Raw genomic sequence first — 15,970 nt, forward strand, 5'->3', positions numbered from 1 at the left:
TTCACATTTCTTTAATTCTTTCAATAAATTAGGAACCTTGTCATACCATGTGCTATACATCATAAATTCAAATCCATCACTATTTATGTTTGGCACACATTTTTTTATTAATGAAAAATCACGATTATTAGGCATTCCTATTAATGCTCCTGTAGAGCATAAAATTTTTTTCATTTTTTCTCCTAAACAAATATCATTTTTTATATTTATAAATTTTATTATATGTAAAAAGCTCAGACAAAACTGTCTGAGCTTTAGACGGAGAAGGAGGGATTTGAACCCTCGCGCCGCGCAAACGACCTACACCCTTAGCAGGGGCGCCTCTTCAGCCACTTGAGTACTTCTCCTTGCCTGATTATTTATCAGTATTTAATTACGCACTTCGCAGTGCATTTGTTATTATAATATAGGTGTTTTTATTTGTCAAACAATATTTTTCTTTTGTTTGTGTCAAGTAATCGTTGGCAACTTTCCTTTTCTCTTTTTCTATACGATTATTATCTACTTTTTTGTATGCCAAATAAACCCTGTCGGGTTTCTCTTTATGTTTTTTAACAGAATACTTTCTTAAATATTTTTCTTGATTCAGTCTGCACTGCATCCCTTATCGGTACATTTCCATTCATTAAGTCAATGTATCTGTTTCCCTTTCCGTCTTTTTTCGGAGCCTTTGCTGCACTTATGGTTTCTATTATTTCCTGCATCTGCATCGTGAATACCAGTCCGTCTGTATATCTGTCTATAGTTTCTATCAATTCCCTGTTTTCCCTTCGATACAATGCCTTTGCCAGGTTATTTGCTCCTGATTTTGACCATCTCATTCTACGATGTTTCATTCTTAATGTTATTACCGTACAGTTCTGGTTTTCCTGAACTCCCAACCCCTTATATACCATTCCTTTTGGTGGGGCAGATATTTCTATTCCCCTTTTGTCATAAGGTAACAGTCCTTCTTTGTTATTGGCAAGATATTTATATAACTTCATTGCTTTATTACTTCGGTTGTCTTTTTCATCCGGACTTTCAACACTTGTTGCGTATATCTGGATGTATTTAAGCATTTCTTCCATTTTCTCTTCCTCAAACAGTTGCCTTATGTCTGTCTGTGCCTTCTTATCCGTTATTTTTCTCAGTATTTCCTGATATATGTGATAACGGTCAAGCTGAAAAATTACATCAGGATCGTATTCGTCTTTTATCCAACTCCCTCCATCTCCGTTAAGTATTCGCTGTCCGATTTCATCAGCATTGTATTTCTTTCTGATGCATGCCTCACGTTTTTGGTGAAACTCACTGCTTTCTTCCATTCCCGCAAGCATGTGTTTTCCCACAAGAGTGCTTCGTTTCTGTTTTTCCTTTTCCTCATCCCAACCTTCATACATCGTGAAAACTTTCATTTCCTGCTTCTTTGTCTTTTTATGCTTTTTGTCCTGCATGTTCAGCCACACACCGTCCATTTCCTCAAACAGCACTGGTATCTCCCTTTTCCCTTCCGACTGATCCGCATTCATCTGTTTTACCGCATGTTTTTCTTCCTCACTTATTTTTTCTCCAAGACGCTGTATCACGTTCCACACACCTGCGGCACTTATGCTCTGACCGCACGTACTGCTTATTGTTTCCGCAGTTACACGATATGGTGTCTCCGTTACCGCCATTACAATCTTTTCCGCAAGATTTTTGGAAATCATACCTATCTTATCCATCTGCATTGCCTCATCCAACAGATATACATATGCCTTTTCTCCATCCGGTGTGATTGTTCCGTATATTCTCCGACTGTATTCAACAGTACCGTAAACTGTCTTTATGTTGGTTTTTCTTTTTCCCTTATCCCTGTAAGATTTTCTTTCTCTTTGTTTTGCAAGCTCGTCATCATATGTTTCCAGAATCATCTTTGTAATTTCACAACCAAGTTCACATACATGTTTAAACACTTTTTTCTCTAACTCCTTGAAAGAAATCTCTTTTTCAGCTAAACTATTAAACATCATACAGTCTCCTTTACGTATTTTTCTGAGCAGTTAATATCATAAAGAAAAACTGTATGATTGGAAAGTGGTTTTTTCTACTTCCCATTTTTTTATTTATTTTTTGCCAACTAAAATTTTACACTAACTTTTCTTTTTCAGATTCTTTGTAAATTTCTATACACACTCTTTTATCTTTGCTTCTATTCTTTCCTTAACTGTTTTTGCAATTTCCACTGTTGTTAAGTCTTTGTAGTCGTCATAATATAAAGGCTCAAGGTAATGAATTTGCACATCTACTTCTGATGTATCTTTTATGTCAAAAGGTTTGAAAGAGTCTATAAGTGCTACTGGAACAATTGGAGCTTTGGCTTTTGTGGCACTTTTAAAAGAACCACCTTTAAAATCTCCCAGTATATTTCCGTTTTTGCTTCTTGTTCCTTCAGGAAATATTATATAGTTTCTGCCTTGTTTTATTCCTTCTGTCATTTCTTTTATTATTTTCATTGCCTGACGTGGGTCATCTCTGTCCAATGCTTTTGCATCAAGTGCTTTTATTACCTGCTTTAGTAAGATTACGTCTTCCAAATCTTTTCTAATTACAAAAGATGTTGGTCTTTCGTGTGTATCACAAATAAGCAGGACGTCAAATAAGCCCTGATGATTTGGTGTTAAGATGTATCCGTTTTCTTTTGGAAGATTTTCAAGTCCTGTGCATGTTATGTTTACATGAGCATATTTATTTACTCTGTGACATACATCGTGAACCTTTTTGTATCTTTCATCAATTGTGTATTTGTTCTCTTTACCGGCTAATTTTATTTGATGAAAAAGCCAGGGAACTTTATAAAATCTTCGTGTTACTAAATATGTAATTCTATTTACTTTCATGAATATGTTCCATTCTTTTTATTATTATGCTGATTATTATACTGGTTATTATCTTTAACAATATTTTTAATGTCAAAATATCCCAATAATAATTACACTTTTTTGTAGTTGCTACTGCCCTTAGATTTCTTTATATTCTTCTATAGCTGTTTCGTATAAGTTATTTCCTTCGCTGTCAATTACAACTATTGCAGGAAAATTTTCCACATAAAGTTTTCTTATAGCCTCTGTTCCTAAATCGTCATAAGCTACAACTTCACTTTTCTTTATGGATTTTGATAAAATTGCACCTGCTCCACCTACTGCAGCAAAGTATACACAATTATTTCTTACTACTGCGTCAATTACTTCTTTTGAACGTTTGCCTTTTCCAATCATGCCTTTTAAACCTAAATCCAAAAGTTTAGGGGCATACTTATCCATTCTACTTGCCGTTGTAGGACCGGCTGAACCAATTGGTCTGCCTTCTCTTGCCGGTGATGGTCCCATATAATAAATAATATTGTTGTTCATTTCAATTGGTAACTGCTCGCCTTTTTCTAACGCTTCCCACATTCTTTTGTGTGCAGCATCTCTTGCAGTGTAAATAGTTCCTGTTATATATACATAATCTCCTGCTCTTAATTCTTTTGCAACTTCATCAGAAATTGGAGCTTTTATATTATTGTCCATTTAATTCTCCTTTAAAACTATTATTACATCTAATAAGCTTTAATTCTATTGGCTAAAGTATATTAGCCTTTAATTATATTGTTCTTGTTACGTGTCTGTTTACATGACAGCAAATATTTATTGCAACCGGTAAACCTGCAATATGTGTAGGATATGTTTCCACATTTACAGCAAGTGCTGTCTGAGTTCCACCTAAGCCTCCCGGACCAATACCTAATTTGTTTATTTTAGTTAACAACTCTTCTTCCATTTCTTTTACGTATGGAATTGTAGAGCTACTGTCAGCTGGACGTGCTAAAGCTTTTTTAGCCAAAATTGCACACTTTTCAAAAGTTCCACCCACGCCTACACCTACTACCATCGGCGGACATGCATTTGGACCTGCATCTTTTACTGCTGTAAGAACAGCATTTTTTACACCTTCTATGCCGTCGGCAGGTTTTAACATAAATACTCTACTCATGTTTTCGCTTCCAAAACCTTTTGGTGCAATTGTTATTTTCACATTTTCGCCAGGTACGATGCTGTAATGGATTACCGCCGGAGTATTGTCCTTTGTGTTTTCTCTTAAAATTGGATCTTTTACTACTGATTTTCTTAAAAATCCATCCACGTATCCTTCTCTAACTCCCTGATTAATTGCATCTTCAATATTCTCACCTACAATATGTACGTCCTGACCAATTTCAATAAAAACAACTACCATGCCTGTATCCTGACAGATTGGTATCATGTCCTCACCTGCAATTTTCAGGTTTTCATCTAATTGCTCAAGAATCTGACATCCTAATGGTGATTTTTCATTTTTTCTTGCATTATCAAATACTTTTTTCATATCAGGTGATAGAAAATGATTTGCTTCTATACACATTTCCTTTATATTTTTGGTTATTTCTTCTGAATGGACCTCTCTCATTTTATGTAATTCTCCTTTGTTATTAACATTCCCTTGAAAAAACTTAATAGTTATTAGCTTTAATTAACATTATAATTATCAAACGATTATAAATAGCTTAGTTTAGAAGTTTAATAATACATTTTTAATTTAATTATGTGTGTTTTTATTTTGTATTTCAAAAAAGAAGCGACATAATGCCGCTTCTTTTCAAACATTTGGCATTTTGAATTATTCATTTTCAGAATTTTCTTCATCTGTTTCTTCTGAATTTTCAGCCTCTAATCTTTCAGCTTCTTCTGCATCTGCCTGAGTTACACTTTCTTTTACTTTTGTAATGCTTGCAACGACAATATCATCTTTGTTTCCGGTATTCATAAGCTTAACGCCTAAAGTTACTCTACCTAAAACTGAAATATCATCTACAAACATTCTGATTACAATACCTTCGTTCGTAATCATCATTATTTCGTTGCCATCATTAACAGCCTTTGCTCCAACAACTTCCCCTGTTTTTTCTGTAATCTTGTAGCACTTAACACCTTTACCGCCACGATTCTGTAATTTGAATTCAGTAAATGGTGTACGTTTACCCATTCCGTTTGCTGAAACAATAAGAATATATTCTCCTTCTGTGTCAATTTGCATTGAGATAACTTCATCGTTACCTTTAAGTTCAATACCTCTAACACCCATTGCTGAACGACCTGTTTCTCTAACGTCTGTTTCACGGAACTTAATTCCCTGACCATTCTTTGTAACAAGCATAATGTTATGTGTGTTATCTGATATTGTCACATCAATTAATTCATCGCCTTCACGTAAAGTTATAGCCTGTATACCACTCTTACGAATATTAGTATATGCATTAATAGGTGTTTTCTTAATTGTTCCATTCTTTGTAGCCATAATGAGATACTTGTCATCTTCAAATTCTCTCATCTGGACCATTGCAGAAATCTTTTCTCCAGGCTGTAGCTGTAATAAGTTTACAATAGCCATGCCTCTGGCAGTTCTTCCTGCTTCCGGAATTTCATAGCCTTTTAATTTATATATACGACCTGTATTTGTAAGGAATAAAATATAGTCGTGTGTTGAAACCATAAACATGTCTTTCATAAAGTCATCATTTATAGTTTGCATTCCCTTAATACCCTTACCACCACGGTTCTGTGCCTTAAAGTTATCCACAGTCATTCTCTTTATGTAGCCTAAATTAGTCATTACAATAACTGTATCTTCTTCAGGAATTAAATCTTCATCGTCCATATCAATGTCGATACCGATTTTTGTTCTTCTATCATCACCGAACTTGTCTCTGACAATTTCAATTTCTTCTTTGATAACAGTTAAAAGTTTATTTTCATCTGCAAGTATAGACTTTAAGTAAGCTATCTTTTCCATTAATTCCTTGTATTCATTTTCAAGGTCTTCTCTTGCTAAACCTGTTAACTGTCTGATTCTCATATCAACAATAGCCTGTGCCTGAGCATCTGATAAACCAAATCTTTCAGATAATTTTGCCTTGGCATCTGCTGTTGTTCTTGAGCTTCTAACAATCTGAATAACTTCATCAATATTATCAAGTGCAATTAATAAGCCCTCAATAATATGAGCACGTTCTTCAGCTTTATTTAATTCAAATTTTGTACGACGTGTAACAACATCCTTTTGGTGTTTTAAATATTCATCTAACATCTGAAGTAAATTAAGAACTTTTGGTTCTCCATTTACTAACGCAAGCATTATTACACCAAATGAATCCTGTAACTGTGTATGTTTATACAACTGATTTAATATTACATTTGCATTTGCATCACGACGCACCTCAATAACTACACGTGTACCTTCCTGATCTGATTCGTCACGAAGGTCAGTGATACCATCAATTCGCTTTTCTTTTACTAAACTTGCAATCTTTTCAACAAGTTTTGCTTTATTTACCATGTATGGAAGTTCAGTAACAACAATTCTGCTCTTACCATTATCCATTGTTTCAATTTCAGAGACTGCACGCGTTTTTATTTTTCCACGACCTGTTCTGTAAGCTTCTTCAATTCCTTTTCTACCAAGAATTGTAGCACCTGTTGGAAAATCAGGTCCTTTTACAATTTCCATGATTTCTTCAATTTCAGTGTCTCTGTTTTCCTGAACTCTGTTATCAATAATCTTAACGATTGCATTAATTGTTTCAGTTAAATTGTGAGGTGGAATACTAGTAGCCATACCTACGGCAATACCACTTGTACCATTAACGAGAAGGTTTGGATATCTTGCAGGTAATACTGAAGGTTCCTTTTCCGTATCATCAAAGTTAGGTATAAATTCTACAGTATCTTTGTTGATATCTCTAACCATTTCCATGGAAATCTTGCTAAGACGTGCCTCTGTATAACGCATTGCGGCAGCGCCGTCACCATCTTCTGAACCAAAGTTTCCGTGACCATCAACTAATGGATATCTTGTGCTCCAGTCCTGAGCCATATTTACTAATGCTCCGTAAATTGAACTATCACCATGTGGATGGAATTTACCCATTGTATCACCAACGATACGGGCACACTTTCTGTGTGGCTTATCAGGTCCGTTGTTAAGTTCAACCATTGAATAAAGCACACGTCTTTGTACCGGCTTCAAACCATCTCTAACATCAGGAAGAGCTCTTGCTGCGATTACACTCATGGCGTAATCAATATAAGAGGTTTCCATTGTTTCCTTTAAGTCTACTTCATGAATTCTATCAAATATCTTATCGTCCACTTAATGTTCCTCCTATATATCTAAGTTTTGAACAAACTTTGCGTTTGCCTGAATAAATTCTCTTCTTGGTTCAACATCATCGCCCATAAGAGTTGTAAATGTTAAATCCATTTCTGTTAATGTATCTTCGTTTATTTTTACCTGTTTTAAAATTCTTGTTTCAGGATTCATTGTTGTATCCCAAAGCTGGGATGCATCCATTTCTCCCAAACCTTTGTAACGCTGAATCTTGTTCTGATTGTCACGTCCAATTTCTGTAAGAATCTTATCAAGTTCTGCATCACTGTATGCATAATAATTTTTCTTATTTCTTGTTACCTGATAAAGTGGTGGCATTGCTAAATATACATGGCCATCCTTAATAAGTTCAGGCATAAATCTATAAAAGAATGTAAGCATAAGTGTATCAATATGAGCACCGTCAACATCGGCATCAGTCATAATGATAATCTTGTCATAACGTAATTTGCTAATGTCAAATTCATCATAAATTCCTGTACCAAATGCTGTAATCATTGAACGGATTTCTTCGTTCTGCATAATTCTGTCTAATCTTGCTTTTTCTACATTTAAGATTTTTCCTCGAAGAGGTAATATAGCCTGAGTTGCTCTAACTCTTGCCTTTTTGGCTGAGCCACCGGCAGAATCTCCCTCTACTATAAAGATTTCACATTTTTTTGGATCCTTATCTGAACAGTCAGATAATTTTCCAGGAAGTGCTGCTACATCTAAAACTGTTTTTCTACGTGTAGTTTCTCTTGCCTGTCTTGCTGCTTCTCTGGCACGCTGTGCGAGTACAGCTTTTTCGCAAATTATTTTTGCCACACCAGGATTTTGTTCAAGAAAGTATGTAAGCTGTTCGCTTACAACACTATCAACGGCAGTTCTGGCTTCACTGTTTCCTAATTTTTGTTTTGTCTGACCTTCAAACTGAGGATCTTCGATTTTTACACTAATGATTGAAGTTAAGCCTTCTCTGAAATCTTCACCTGAAAGATTATCTTCTTTTTCTTTCAAAATCTTATTTTGACGGGCATAGTTATTTAATGTTTTTGTTAAAGCTCTCTTAAAACCTTCAACCTGCATACCACCTTCCGGTGTGTTAATGTTGTTTACAAAGCTGAAAGAATTTTCGTTATATGCATCATTGTGCTGCATTGCCACTTCAACATAAACATTGTTTACTGTGCCTTCACAATATATTACATCTTCATACAAAGGAGTCTTGCCCTTGTTTAAGTAAGTTACAAACTCCTTAATACCACCTTCATAGTGGAATGTTTTTTCAATTGGCTCCTCAGGTCTTACATCTCTTAAAATAATCTTAAGGTTCTTTGTAAGGAACGCAGTTTCTCTTAATCTTGTTTCTAACACGCTATAATCGTAAACTGTGTCTTCGAAAATTGTTTTATCTGGTAAAAACTTTACCTCTGTTCCTGTAAATTCAGGATCGCACTCTCCAATTATTTCAAGTTCACCTAATGCATGACCTCTTTGATATTTTTGGTGATGAATCTTTCCATCACGACATACCTTTACTTCAAGCCATTCTGATAAGGCATTTACTACTGACGCACCTACACCATGAAGTCCACCGGAAACCTTATATCCGCCTCCACCAAACTTTCCTCCGGCATGGAGCACTGTAAATACCAACTCTATTCCTGATTTTCCTGTTTTTGTATTAATACCTGTAGGAATTCCACGGCCGTCATCTTTTACTGTAATTGAATTATCTTCATTTATCTGCACATCAATTGTATCGCAGTATCCGGCTAAAGCTTCATCTACTGCATTATCAACAATTTCATAAACCAAATGATGAAGACCTCTTAAAGATGTTGAACCAATATACATTCCCGGTCTTTTTCTAACTGCTTCAAGTCCTTCTAAAACCTGAATCTGATCTGCTCCATACTCATTTTCTACATTTGTGTTGTTACCCATTAGTAACTCCTTTCAGTTAAACTGTCTTTTCTTCTACTTTTCCTTCTGTTACCTGGAAAACCTTATTTATTTTAAATCTGTTTTCTATAAATTCATCTAACCCGGTACATGTAATAATAGTTTGAATATCATCAATGCTGTTAAGTAAATGATTTTGTCTCTCTGAATCAAGTTCCGACAAAACATCATCAAGTAACAATACCGGTGTATCATTTATTAGATTCTTTACTAACTCTAATTCTGCTAACTTTAGAGATAAAGCAATTGTTCTTTGCTGTCCCTGACTTCCATAAATTCTGATATTCTTGTTGTCATTAAAAAATAACAAATCATCTTTATGTGGACCAATAGATGTTGACTTATACTTAATATCTCTGTCTCTGTTTTCTTCAAGTCGCCTTAGTAAATCTTCTGCCTCACAATTTTTGTTATAAACAATATTAATATTTTCCAATCCACCTGTAAGTTGTTTGTGTATTGGTTTAATTATCTCGTTTATTTTTTCTATAAAGTTGGTTCTTCTTTCAATAATTTTTGAACCATACTGTGCTAATTGTCCATCCCAAACATCAAGTGTCTGCTTTAGTTCCGGTTTAAAATAAATATCTTTTAATAATTTATTTCTTTGAGCAATAATTCTGTTATAGTTGGTTAAATTATAAACATATATTTTGTCTAACTGGCACAATTCCATATCTACGAATTTTCTTCTCTCCGATGGACCTTTCTTGATAATTTCCAAATCCTCTGGAGAAAAAATAACAACATTAAAAAGCCCAAAAAGTTCACTTGCCTTTTTTATTGGTATTCCATTTATAGCAATACCTTTTGTTTTATTCTTGCGCAAATGAATATCTATTCTCTGTTCCCTGTTGTTTTTTTCCAAATATAACTTAATGTGTGCCTCACCTGAATCTAAGTTAATTAACTCAGCGTCCCTATTAGTTCTATGAGACTTTGTAGTGCTGCAAACATATATTGATTCTAATATATTTGTTTTTCCCTGGGCATTGTTGCCATACAAAATATTTGTTTTTTCATCTAAATCAAGTTTCAATAATTTGTAATTTCTAAAATTACTTAATTCTACTTTTTTTACAATCATTACTTAACTAAAACCACAGTTCCTTCAAATTCAAATGTATCTCCAGGGTAAAGTTTCTTACCTCTTCTTGTATCAACTTCACCGTTCACTTTTACCTGTCCATCCTGAATTAAGAATTTTGCATCCACACCAGAACCAACAATGCCTGCTAATTTCATAGCCTGGCCTAATTTTATAAAATCATCTTTTATAGTAATACTCAAATCTTCCATTTTTATCCAAATTATTCAGTGCTGAATAATATTCCTTTCTTTGTCTTAGTCTGATTGTGACTTTTACTGAACTACAGGAAGAACAATGTAAATATAGCTTCCCTCTTCATCTTTAATAAAACATGGAGCTTTAGGGTTAGTAAAGAACATGCTTACTTCTTCCTGATCTAAAACTTTCAAAATATCAATAAGGAACTTAGGGTTAAAGCTTATTAATAAATCGTCTCCATCCTTTGTAATTGGAATACTTTCATCCATTGAACCTATAAATGTATTAATAGTTAATTCCATTTCTGTATCTTTCATTGATAAGAATACAGGTTTCTTGTCTCCTTCTTTTATTAAAAGAGTTGCTCTGTCTATACAATCAGCCATTTCTTTCTTGTTAATTGTAATTCTTGTTTTGTAATCATTGCTAATCATCTTGTCTGTATCAAAGAAGTTAGTTGATTCAATTAATCTTGAAACTACAATAGTGTTATCGAATTCAAAAAGAATATGATTTGAAGTAAAGTAAATATTTACATCATCATCTACTCCACCATTTAAAATTTTACTGATTTCATTAAGTGATTTACCTGGAACTAATACTTTGTAATTTCCATAGTTTTCTTTTAGTTCAATATTTCTAATTGCAATACGGAATTTATCTAAAGCTACAACTTTAAGCTTACTTCCGTTTACTTCAAATAATTCGCCTGTAAGTAATTTATTTTTTTCAGCATCATTAATTGCGAAACTTGTTTGTCTGATAATTTCCTTTAATGAAAACTGTGAAATAGTAATTTTGTCTTTTTTTTCAATAACAGGTAGATATGAGAAATCTTCTGCTGACTTTATGAGAATGTTAAACTTAGCATTTTCACATGTAATATTAGCAGTACTTTCATCCTTTACTTCTATAGTTACATCATTGTCCGGAAGCTTTCTTACGATTTCTGAAAAAATCTTTGCATCAATAGCAATGCTTCCTGCTTCAGCAATTTCACCTTGTACTGTAGTCTCAATACCAAGTTCCATATCATTAGCAGTAAATTTAATAATACCTTCAGTGGCATCAATAAGGATACATTCTAATATAGACATTGTAGTTTTTGATGAAACAGCTTTCATTACAATGTTAATACCAGTTATCAAATCTGATTTTTTACAAATTAACTTCATGGGTAAATCTCCTTCAAATTTCGTATAAATATATAAATATTAAGATAATAATAATAATAAGGCACGTTAATATGTTAAAAAAACGTTTTAACGCCCTATTTATGGGAAGTTCCTAAAAAAATAACATGTTAATAACTCAAATTTAATTAACAACTTCTTAAAAATTATAATCAAAAAGCTATAATCAAAAAATCTGAAATTTTAAGTTATTAATGTACTATTAACCTAGTTATTAACCTAAAATCGGCACTAATTAACAAAGTTATTAACATTAATTAGGATTAATCTTCTTTTTAAGAACTTCAATAGTTGCTTTAATGGAAGGATCTGTTTCCATAGCCTTCTTTATTTCATTATAACCATAGCTAACAGTGGCATGGTTTTTCTTTCTTAGATATTTTGCAATAGTTTCCAGCTTCTCGTCAGTGTAAACTCTGCATAAATACATGCAAACCTGCCTTGGAAAAGCAACATCGCTGCTTCTTTTCTTAGAACAAATGTCAGCTGCTGAAATCTGGTAATGTTCAGCTACTGTATTAATTATTGATTGACAGGTTATTTTTTCTTCAGTAGTGTCTACTTTTAATGTTTCCATTGCAAATTCTTTTGTAATAGGAACACGATTAACTTTTGAAAAAGCTATTACATTATTAAGAGAGCCTTCAAGTTCCCTTACATTGGATACAAAATTAGTAGCAATGTAATCTAAAGCCTCTAATAAATTAGCATTATCTACATCTTCTTTGTCATCAGTAACCTTAATTCCTTTAGAAAGGGCATGCTTCTTTAAGATAGCCATACGTGTTTCATAGTCAGGACTGTGTATATCTACAGTAAGTCCCTGCTGGAAACGAGTTGTAAGTCTATCTGCAATATCTTCTATTTCATTAGGTTTTCTGTCTGATGTAAAAACAATCTGTTTATGTTTTAAGAATAATTCATTGAAAATGTTGAATAATTCTTCCTGTGTTCTATCTTTTCCTGATATAAATTGAATATCATCAATTAATAAAACATCAACGTTTCGATATTTCTTTCTAAATTGAATAATTTCGTCCTGGTCTTTCTTTTGTTTACCAAGCAAATCAACAATTTCATTAGTAAAAGATTCTGTTGTAGTATACAAAACCTTAGAATTAGGATTTGACTTAAGTACATAGTTACCAATTGACTGCATAAGGTGTGTCTTACCTAAACCAACCCCTCCAAATATAAATAATGGATTGTGGGCTTCACCTGGTGAGTCTGCAACGGCAAGTGAAGTTGCCTGTGCAATGGCGTTGTTACCTACTACGAAAGAATCAAAAGTGTATTTCTTGTCCAGGTTAGCTTCTAAAATTCTTCTTTCAAGAATTAAGTCTTCTGAATTGGCCGCGTTTTCTTCGTCGCTTTCGTCAGAAGAGTCTTCTAAAGAAGCATCTCCAGGTAATAAAATCTGTAAATCTGTGTTTTCACCTAAAAAATGGGCAAGGGAAAGTTTAAGAAAATCAAAATATTTCTTCTTAATATATTGTAGTCCACTGCTACCACTATTTCCTGTGAAAACAAGTTTGACTAATCCGTCCTTATAATATTGTACATTTAAGGGTAAAATGAACGTTTCAAAAGTAATATCCTGGATGTCGTATTCTTTTTTTAAATAATCCAATATTTCAGGCCATTTTTCCTTTAAATTATCTAACATATTGTCCTCCTCAAAGTATAAAAAGGCCCAAAAGCCCATATATAAAAATATAATACATCAAAAAGGGCAAATTTTCAATATTACAAAAAAGAAATAAACATATATATTATAATAGGAAGAAAGTAAAAATCTTAAAAAGTTACAAAAATCATAAAAAAACAGCAAAATAACAAAAATTTTTTTTCGACAAATAATGACAATAACTTTTTTACAGTTATTAACATTTGAGATAATAAAATAGAAAAAATACCCAAAAAAAGGCTAAAACAGCAAAAGTTATTAACATGTTATTAACATTTAGTTGATAACTTTTGATAATTACTCCATTTTTCATCATAGTGTGTTAAAGGACATGAAAAAAATTAATTTAAAACACTTGAAATTATATGGAAATTGTGGTTTAATCAGTAAATGACTGCGATTATTTTTATTATGGTAATTGTAATGATGTTTTACTATAGAACAGAAAAGGAGGTGCCGTATTATGAAAATGACATTTCAGCCAAAGAAAAGACAGAGATCAAAAGTTCATGGATTCAGAAAGAGAATGAGCACTGCAGGCGGAAGAAAAGTTCTTGCTAGCAGAAGAGCAAAAGGAAGAAAGAAATTATCAGCTTAGGTCACAGATAATGTGACCTTTCTTTATATGCAATTGAGAGGTTGGTGAAATATGAAAATGAAAGATTATACTTCATTAAAAAAGAATATCGATTTTCAAAAAGTATATAAGGAAGGAAAATCAAAAGCTAATAAATATTTAGTAATGTATGTTTTACCAAATGATTTAGGCATTAACAGATTAGGTATATCCGTTAGTAAAAAAGTAGGAAATAGTGTAGTAAGACATCACCTAACCCGCTTAATCAGGGAAAGCTATAGACTAAATAGTAATATGTTCAATAGTAGTTTGGACATAGTCGTAGTAGTGAGAACCACTGCTAGGGACGAAAATTATCATTCATTAGAAAGTGCTTTAATGCACTTAGGAAAGATTCAGAACATCTTGCAGAAAAATACAAACTAAAGAAAGTGTTATTTAGTATAAAGTGAAGTATTATTTAATATTGGACGTAATTAGTTTGGCAGGATGAAGTTTGTAACTAAATGGAAAATAAAGTGCTAATGACTTAGTGAGTAAATATTAGGAATAATGTTATGGATAAGGTTAAGAAAATTTTTAAGAAGATAGGAAAATTTATTAATTTAATTCTTATTGGAATGGTTAGAATTTATAGGAAGTATATTTCACCTATGAAAAGAATGCCATCTTGCAGATACATTCCTACATGTTCTCAGTATGCAATAGAAGCTTTACAAAAATATGGACCCTTAAAAGGATCTTATCTTGCAATAAGAAGGATATTGAGATGCAATCATTTCCATAAAGGAGGATACGATCCAGTTCCTTAAAGGAGGATTAAATGGATAATTTGATTATCGCCACTCAGACTGGTGGTATTTTAAAACCATTTGCATGGATTTTAGGAAAAATCCTTGAAGTTTTATATGATGGTTTTGCTTTTTTTGGTATTTATAATATTGGTCTTTTAATTATTGTATTTACTTTTGTAGTTAGAATGCTTATGTTACCAATGACAATTAAGCAACAGAAGTTTACAAAAATGAATTCTGTTATGACACCTGAAATTCAGGCAATTCAGAAAAAGTACAAGGATAAGAAAGATCAACAGTCACAGTTAGCAATGCAGGAAGAAATGAAGGCTGTTTATGATAAATATGGAACATCACCAACAGGTAGTTGTTTACAGCTTATTATTCAGATGCCTATTCTTTTCGCATTATACAGAGTAATTATGAATATACCTGCGTATGTTCAGCCTATTAAAGAATTATATTCTTCTGTAATCACAAGTTTAAATGCATCACAGATGAGCCAGTTCTTTGGTATTAACACAGCAGGTTCAAAGTTAAAAGCTTCACAGATTACACAGTGTATTGATGCTTTAACAGGATATTCATCAAGAACTAAAGGTGCTATTAATTTGGCAAAGGGTGTTGATGCAAGCAATGTTTTATCAGCTTCACCAAACACAAGTGCTGCGGACAAGATTAACAGTCTTAACAGTTTCTTTGGTTTAAACCTTGGCATATCACCAAGTGCAATGTTTAAGGCAGGAACAGTAACATTAATCGTTGCTTTAATTATTCCTATTCTTTCCGGTATATTCCAGTTATTAAGTGTACAGCTTTCACAGAAAATCAATGGTGTTGCAAGTACACAGGATAATCCAATGTCAGGCTCTATGAAGGCAATGAATATTATGATGCCATTATTCTCAGTATATATGTGCTGGATTTTATCAGCAGGTATCGGTTTATACTGGATGGCAGGTTCGTTGATTATGATGCTTCAACAGGTAATCATTAATCTGTATCTGGGTAAGATGGATGTAAATGATATTATAGAAGCAAATAGGGAAAAGGCAGCTGAAAAAGCAGAAAAGAGAAAAGCAAAGCAGGGAATTTACAGAGAACAGGTTTTACAGGCTTCAAAAACAAATACAAGAAGCGTTAAAAGTAGTTCAAACATGACTGCAGCTGAAAAAGAAGAAAAAATCAGAAAATCAAAAGAAAATGCAAAGGCCGGTTCATTGGCTGCAAAAGCTAATATGGTCAGTGATTATAATAAGAAACACAGCAAATAGAGGT

General features: G+C 33.0%; 15 protein-coding genes and 1 tRNA gene (1 of these 16 running past the window's edge). 4 read left to right on the forward strand and 12 right to left on the reverse strand.

Annotated features, from left to right (window positions below; all coding sequences use genetic code 11):
* The 12 genes from ACQY63_RS08760 to dnaA all read right to left on the reverse strand — a co-directional run.
* Nucleotides 1–174, reverse strand: partial view of a sugar phosphate isomerase/epimerase family protein gene (locus ACQY63_RS08760; protein WP_022164549.1) — the 5' portion only. 660 nt of this gene lie to the left of the window's left edge; 174 of the gene's 834 nt are visible here — the first part of the coding sequence; its start codon is at nucleotides 172–174; its stop codon lies off the left edge, out of view.
* An 85-nt stretch (nucleotides 175–259) separates the two neighbouring features.
* A tRNA-Ser gene (locus ACQY63_RS08765) sits at nucleotides 260–347 on the reverse strand.
* A 204-nt stretch (nucleotides 348–551) separates the two neighbouring features.
* Nucleotides 552–1,994 carry an ISLre2 family transposase gene (locus ACQY63_RS08770; RefSeq protein ID WP_117998699.1) on the reverse strand — a complete coding sequence of 481 codons (1,443 nt, stop codon included), beginning with the start codon at nucleotides 1,992–1,994 and terminating at the stop codon, nucleotides 552–554.
* Between the two features lie 153 nt (nucleotides 1,995–2,147).
* Nucleotides 2,148–2,861, reverse strand: a complete 714-nt coding sequence (locus ACQY63_RS08775; protein ID WP_022164582.1) for a lysophospholipid acyltransferase family protein — start codon at nucleotides 2,859–2,861, stop codon at nucleotides 2,148–2,150.
* Between the two features lie 120 nt (nucleotides 2,862–2,981).
* Complete coding sequence (locus ACQY63_RS08780) at nucleotides 2,982–3,533, reverse strand: Fe-S-containing hydro-lyase (protein WP_022164583.1); 552 nt, start codon at nucleotides 3,531–3,533, stop codon at nucleotides 2,982–2,984.
* Between the two features lie 73 nt (nucleotides 3,534–3,606).
* Nucleotides 3,607–4,449 carry a fumarate hydratase gene (locus ACQY63_RS08785; protein WP_022164584.1) on the reverse strand — a complete coding sequence of 281 codons (843 nt, stop codon included), beginning with the start codon at nucleotides 4,447–4,449 and terminating at the stop codon, nucleotides 3,607–3,609.
* 210 nt (nucleotides 4,450–4,659) lie between these two features.
* A complete protein-coding gene (gyrA, locus tag ACQY63_RS08790) occupies nucleotides 4,660–7,188 on the reverse strand; it encodes a DNA gyrase subunit A (RefSeq protein WP_302690244.1) in 2,529 nt (842 codons plus the stop codon).
* A gap of 12 nt (nucleotides 7,189–7,200) precedes the next feature.
* Entirely contained in the window at nucleotides 7,201–9,135 is a 1,935-nt protein-coding gene (gene gyrB / locus ACQY63_RS08795) for a DNA topoisomerase (ATP-hydrolyzing) subunit B (RefSeq protein ID WP_022164586.1), read from the reverse strand.
* Nucleotides 9,136–9,151: 16 nt separating this feature from the next.
* The gene (gene recF, locus ACQY63_RS08800) at nucleotides 9,152–10,240 is read right to left on the reverse strand and encodes a DNA replication/repair protein RecF (RefSeq protein ID WP_022164587.1); all 1,089 of its coding nucleotides are present in this window, start codon (nucleotides 10,238–10,240) and stop codon (nucleotides 9,152–9,154) included.
* Entirely contained in the window at nucleotides 10,240–10,452 is a 213-nt protein-coding gene (locus tag ACQY63_RS08805; protein WP_022164588.1) for an RNA-binding S4 domain-containing protein, read from the reverse strand. The genes recF and ACQY63_RS08805 overlap by 1 nt, the downstream gene beginning before the upstream one ends.
* Nucleotides 10,453–10,515: 63 nt before the next feature.
* Nucleotides 10,516–11,616: a DNA polymerase III subunit beta gene (gene dnaN / locus ACQY63_RS08810; protein ID WP_022164589.1), complete on the reverse strand. Its 1,101-nt coding sequence runs from the start codon at nucleotides 11,614–11,616 to the stop codon at nucleotides 10,516–10,518.
* A gap of 271 nt (nucleotides 11,617–11,887) precedes the next feature.
* On the reverse strand, nucleotides 11,888–13,300 hold the full coding sequence (gene dnaA / locus ACQY63_RS08815; protein ID WP_022164590.1) for a chromosomal replication initiator protein DnaA: 1,413 nt from the start codon (nucleotides 13,298–13,300) through the stop codon (nucleotides 11,888–11,890).
* A 484-nt stretch (nucleotides 13,301–13,784) separates the two neighbouring features.
* Here dnaA and rpmH point away from each other — a divergent pair, with 484 nt between their 5' ends.
* The 4 genes from rpmH to ACQY63_RS08835 all read left to right on the forward strand — a co-directional run bounded on the left by rpmH (nucleotide 13,785) and on the right by ACQY63_RS08835 (nucleotide 15,966).
* A complete protein-coding gene (gene rpmH / locus ACQY63_RS08820; RefSeq protein WP_021953614.1) occupies nucleotides 13,785–13,919 on the forward strand; it encodes a 50S ribosomal protein L34 in 135 nt (44 codons plus the stop codon).
* 57 nt (nucleotides 13,920–13,976) lie between these two features.
* A complete protein-coding gene (gene rnpA / locus ACQY63_RS08825; RefSeq protein ID WP_118000041.1) occupies nucleotides 13,977–14,324 on the forward strand; it encodes a ribonuclease P protein component in 348 nt (115 codons plus the stop codon).
* Nucleotides 14,325–14,518: 194 nt separating this feature from the next.
* Nucleotides 14,519–14,710, forward strand: coding sequence for a membrane protein insertion efficiency factor YidD (gene yidD / locus ACQY63_RS08830; RefSeq protein ID WP_370750970.1), 192 nt, complete (start codon nucleotides 14,519–14,521; stop codon nucleotides 14,708–14,710).
* Between the two features lie 11 nt (nucleotides 14,711–14,721).
* Complete coding sequence (locus ACQY63_RS08835; RefSeq protein WP_022164593.1) at nucleotides 14,722–15,966, forward strand: YidC/Oxa1 family membrane protein insertase; 1,245 nt, start codon at nucleotides 14,722–14,724, stop codon at nucleotides 15,964–15,966.
* Nucleotides 15,967–15,970 lie beyond the last annotated feature (4 nt).

This window comes from Eubacterium sp. Marseille-QA0814, from assembly GCF_965119675.1.
Taxonomy (GTDB): domain Bacteria; phylum Bacillota; class Clostridia; order Lachnospirales; family Lachnospiraceae; genus Eubacterium_G.

Excerpts from the sequence above, each read along its gene's own strand:
- rpmH (WP_021953614.1), top strand. The coding sequence starts at position 13,785 with ATGAAAATGACATTTCAGCCAAAGAAAAGACAGAGATCAAAAGTTCAT.
- dnaA (WP_022164590.1), bottom strand. The coding sequence starts at position 13,300 with ATGTTAGATAATTTAAAGGAAAAATGGCCTGAAATATTGGATTATTTA.
- dnaN (WP_022164589.1), bottom strand. The coding sequence starts at position 11,616 with ATGAAGTTAATTTGTAAAAAATCAGATTTGATAACTGGTATTAACATT.
- ACQY63_RS08835 (WP_022164593.1), top strand. The coding sequence starts at position 14,722 with ATGGATAATTTGATTATCGCCACTCAGACTGGTGGTATTTTAAAACCA.
- ACQY63_RS08775 (WP_022164582.1), bottom strand. The coding sequence starts at position 2,861 with ATGAAAGTAAATAGAATTACATATTTAGTAACACGAAGATTTTATAAA.
- ACQY63_RS08770 (WP_117998699.1), bottom strand. The coding sequence starts at position 1,994 with ATGATGTTTAATAGTTTAGCTGAAAAAGAGATTTCTTTCAAGGAGTTA.
- ACQY63_RS08805 (WP_022164588.1), bottom strand. The coding sequence starts at position 10,452 with ATGGAAGATTTGAGTATTACTATAAAAGATGATTTTATAAAATTAGGC.
- rnpA (WP_118000041.1), top strand. The coding sequence starts at position 13,977 with ATGAAAGATTATACTTCATTAAAAAAGAATATCGATTTTCAAAAAGTA.
- yidD (WP_370750970.1), top strand. The coding sequence starts at position 14,519 with ATGGTTAGAATTTATAGGAAGTATATTTCACCTATGAAAAGAATGCCA.
- recF (WP_022164587.1), bottom strand. The coding sequence starts at position 10,240 with ATGATTGTAAAAAAAGTAGAATTAAGTAATTTTAGAAATTACAAATTA.
- ACQY63_RS08785 (WP_022164584.1), bottom strand. The coding sequence starts at position 4,449 with ATGAGAGAGGTCCATTCAGAAGAAATAACCAAAAATATAAAGGAAATG.
- ACQY63_RS08780 (WP_022164583.1), bottom strand. The coding sequence starts at position 3,533 with ATGGACAATAATATAAAAGCTCCAATTTCTGATGAAGTTGCAAAAGAA.
- gyrB (WP_022164586.1), bottom strand. The coding sequence starts at position 9,135 with ATGGGTAACAACACAAATGTAGAAAATGAGTATGGAGCAGATCAGATT.